4 protein-coding genes and 1 pseudogene are annotated in these 3,859 nt (G+C 71.1%); all 5 read left to right on the top strand.

Going from position 1 to position 3,859, the window contains the following annotated elements; translation table 11 throughout:
• Positions 1-202: 202 nt before the first annotated feature.
• Positions 203-559, top strand: a complete 357-nt coding sequence (locus SACHA_RS0101145) for a histidine triad nucleotide-binding protein (RefSeq protein ID WP_019806532.1) — start codon at positions 203-205, stop codon at positions 557-559.
• Between the two features lie 117 nt (positions 560-676).
• Complete coding sequence (locus SACHA_RS0101140) at positions 677-1,816, top strand: PhoH family protein (RefSeq protein ID WP_019806531.1); 1,140 nt, start codon at positions 677-679, stop codon at positions 1,814-1,816.
• Positions 1,813-2,364, top strand: coding sequence for an rRNA maturation RNase YbeY (gene ybeY / locus SACHA_RS0101135; RefSeq protein ID WP_019806529.1), 552 nt, complete (start codon positions 1,813-1,815; stop codon positions 2,362-2,364). Before SACHA_RS0101140 ends, ybeY begins: the two co-directional genes overlap by 4 nt.
• The gene (locus SACHA_RS0101130) at positions 2,361-3,704 is read left to right on the top strand and encodes a hemolysin family protein (protein ID WP_019806527.1); all 1,344 of its coding nucleotides are present in this window, start codon (positions 2,361-2,363) and stop codon (positions 3,702-3,704) included. The genes ybeY and SACHA_RS0101130 overlap by 4 nt, the downstream gene beginning before the upstream one ends.
• A pseudogene (locus tag SACHA_RS19675) lies at positions 3,697-3,859 on the top strand (cytidine deaminase); the annotation flags it as partial. The gene SACHA_RS0101130 and the pseudogene SACHA_RS19675, both read left to right, overlap by 8 nt.

Below are 3,859 nucleotides of genomic sequence, written 5' to 3'. Positions count from 1 at the left end.
CCAGGCTGCACCGCCTCCGCGGCGCCCTCCCCGCCGAACGGGCGTGGCGGACCGGGCGTGTCAAACCGGGTGTGCGGGCGTGCCCGTCGCCGGCGCCGACCGGCCGCAGTACCGTTCCGGACGCAGTACCCTTCCGGGCACAGGCACCGGCCACCGGGCCGGCCGGAGACCGCGACCACGAGCCACCGCCACCGGGAGTGTCATGAGCGACGAGAAGACGTTGTTCGAGCGGATCATCGACCGGGAGGTCCCCGCCGACATCGTGTACGAGACGGACACCACCCTCGTGTTCCGGGACATCAATCCCCAGGCGGCCACCCACGTGCTCGTCGTGCCGAAGACCCGGTACCGGGACGTGGCCGAGCTCGCCGCGGCCGACCCGGGTCTGCTGGCGGAGGTCGTCGGCTCGGCGGCGACGGTGGCCGAGCGGGAGGGGCTCGGCGACGGCTACCGCGTCGTGTTCAACACGGGTGCCGACGCGGGCCAGACGGTCTTCCACGTCCACGCACACGTCCTCGGTGGGGAACAGCTCGGCCATTTCGGGCGTTATCACCGGTGAGTCCCGGGCGGGTAAACTCCCGTGCCCCGGTGGTGGTCGAGCCGCTACCATCGGCATGACCAGGGACGACGACACCCACGACCCGCACGCATGTGCAGAAGGCAGGCCAGAGGCCACGTGGCCGGAACCGAACCGCTGCATCCCGCGCACCTCACCCCGGACGAGGCCGACCCCGGTCCGTCGCGGGCCGCGTCCGACCCGCGGCCCGCGCCGACGGACGGGCCGGGGGACGGGCCGGACGACACCGCCGCGCAGGGCCGGTCGGCACAGTCGCAGTTCCCGATCCCCGATGCCGCCGCACTCGTGCTACTCGGCTCCGCCGACGAGAACCTGCGCGTCGCCGAGGACCTGCTCGACGCCGACGTGCACGTCCGGGGCAACGAGATCACCCTGACCGGGGCCTCCAGCGAGGTGGCCTTCGCCGAACGGGTGTTCGCGGAGCTGGTGACGCTGGCGGACAAGGGGCAGCAGATCAAGCCGGACACGGTCCGCAGGACGGTGACGATGCTCTCCGGCGGCGACTCGGAGTCGCCCGCCGAGGTGCTGAGCATGAACATTCTGTCCCGGCGGGGACGCACCATCCGGCCCAAGACGCTGAACCAGAAGCGCTACGTCGACGCGATCGACCGGCACACCGTGGTGTTCGGCATCGGGCCCGCGGGGACGGGCAAGACGTACCTGGCGATGGCCAAGGCCGTGCAGGCGCTGCAGAACAAGGAGGTCACGCGGATCATCCTGACTCGACCGGCCGTCGAGGCGGGCGAGCGGTTGGGCTACCTGCCGGGCACCTTGTCCGAGAAGATCGATCCCTACCTGAGGCCGTTGTACGACGCCCTGTACGACATGCTCGACCCCGAGTCGATCCCACGGCTGATGCAGGCGGGCACGATCGAGATCGCCCCACTGGCCTACATGCGTGGCCGCACCCTCAACGACGCGTTCATCATCCTGGACGAGGCGCAGAACACGACGCCGGAACAGATGAAGATGTTCCTCACCCGGCTGGGCTTCGGCTCCCGGATCGTGGTGACCGGGGACATCACCCAGGTCGATCTGCCCGGCGGGCAGCGCAGTGGGCTCCGGATCGTCCGTGAGATCCTCGAAGGCGTGGAGGATCTGCACTTTTCGACACTGAGCAGTCACGACGTGGTGCGGCACAAGCTGGTGGGTGACATCGTCGACGCCTACGAGAAATGGCAGGCCGAGCAGGACGGCACCGCCGACGACCGTGCGGCGGGCGGACGGGGACGCCGGTGAGCATCGAGATCGCCAACGAGTCCGGCGTCGACGTCGACGAAACCTCGATCGTCTCGGCGGCCCGGTTCACGCTCGACCGCATGGAGGTCAGCCCGCTCGCGGAGCTGTCGGTGTCGCTGGTGACCCAGGACGTCATGGAACAGCTGCACGTCCGGTGGATGGATCTGCCCGGCCCCACCGACGTGATGGCGTTCCCGATGGAGGAGATGGAGGCGGGCCGCGGGCCGGAGGCGCCCGAATCGTCCCCCGCGCTGCTGGGTGACATCGTGCTGTGTCCCGGTTTCGCCGAGGACCAGGCGGCCACGGCCGGGCATCCGCTGCTCGACGAACTGCACCTGCTCACGGTGCACGGCGTGTTGCACCTGCTCGGGTACGACCACGCCGAGCCGGAGGAGGAGCGGGAGATGTTCGGCCTGCAGAACCGGGTCCTCGCCGACTTCCGCGCCGCGCTGGACGCCGCACGGCGCCAGGACACCCAGCGCGGCAACGACGAGCGGTTGCTCGGGACGGCGGGGCTCGACGAAGGGACCGATCCGGAGCCATCGTGACCCCCTCGGCCACTTTCCTGGTCGTCGCCGCGCTGCTGGTGCTGCTCGGCGGGATACTCGCGGCGGCCGACGCCGCGATCGGTGCCGCCTCCGCCGCCCGCGTCGAGGGCCTGATCCGCTCGGGCCGTGTCGGCGCCCGCCAGTTGGACCTCGTGCTCCGCGAACGCACCAGGCACATCAATCTTCTCCTGCTGCTGCGCATGGGCTGCGAGCTCACCGCGACCGTGCTGGTGACCGTGGTCGCCCTGCGCCGGCTCGACTCGGTCTGGCTGGCGGTGCTGACGGCCAGCCTGGGCATGGCGCTGGTGAGCTACGTGCTCGTCGGGGTGGGGCCCCGCACGCTGGGCCGGCAGCATCCGTACCGGATCGGTCCGCTCGTGGCCGGCCCGGTCCGGGCGCTCGGCACGGTGCTCGGCCCGCTGAGCCGGCTGCTGATCGTCCTCGGCAACGCCATCACGCCGGGCCGCGGCTTCCGGGAGGGGCCGTTCACCACCGAGGCCGAACTGCGGGAACTGGTCGACCTCGCCGAGGAGCGGGGCGTCGTGGGCACCGAGGAGCGGGAGATGATCCACTCGGTGTTCGAGCTCGGCGACACCGTGGCCCGCGAGGTGATGGTCCCCCGCACCGAGATCGTGTGGATCGAGCACGACAAGACCGTGCGGCAGGCACTGGCGCTGTCCATGCGGACGGGGTTCACCCGCATCCCCGTGATCGGCGAGTCGGTGGACGACATCACGGGTGTGGTGAACCTCAAGGATCTCGTGGCGGCGTCCATCGCCGAGGGCGGCACCACGCGCGAGGTCGGGGAACTGATGACCCCCGCGAACTTCGTGCCGGACTCGAAGCGGCTGGACACGCTGCTCAAGCAGATGCAGGTCTCCCGCCACCACATGGCGGTGCTGGTGGACGAGTACGGCGGCACGGCCGGGCTGCTCACCATCGAGGACATCCTCGAGGAGATCGTCGGGGAGATCGCCGACGAGTCCGACGCCGAGGAGCGCCCTCCGGTGGAGCACGTCGACGACCATGTCGTGCGGGTGTCCTCCCGGCTGGGGCTCGACGACCTGGCGGAGCTGTTCGACGTCGAACTCGCCGACCACGACGTGGAGACGGTCGGCGGTCTGATGGCCGAGTGCCTCGGCCGGGTCCCGCTGCCGGGCGCGGAGGCCGAGGTGGAAGGTCTGCGGCTGCGGGCCGAGGGCGGGAAGGACCGTCGCGGCCGGATGCGCATCACCACGGTCGTGGTGCGTGCGGCCGACGGGCACGGAACCGGTGCGGGCACGAGGCCCGGCGCCGACGAGAACCAGGACCAACCCGACAGGAGAGTGGAGCATGCCTGAGCTGGACCCGGAGGACGAGAAGCTCGTCGTCCTGGCCCGTTCGACCAGGGCGCGGGTGCAGGCGGCCGAGGGTGCCGCCGTGCGGGACACCGACGGGCGCACCTACGCCGCCGCGTCGGTCGCCCTCCCGTCGTTGCGGCTGACGGCCGTGCAGG

This window comes from Saccharomonospora halophila 8, assembly GCF_000383775.1.
Classification (GTDB): Bacteria; Actinomycetota; Actinomycetes; order Mycobacteriales; family Pseudonocardiaceae; genus Saccharomonospora; species Saccharomonospora halophila.
This window is presented reverse-complemented; position numbering and strand designations above follow the sequence as displayed.

Coding starts and splice junctions, on each gene's coding strand:
- SACHA_RS0101145 (WP_019806532.1), top strand. CDS start 203: ATGAGCGACGAGAAGACGTTGTTCGAGCGGATCATCGACCGGGAGGTC.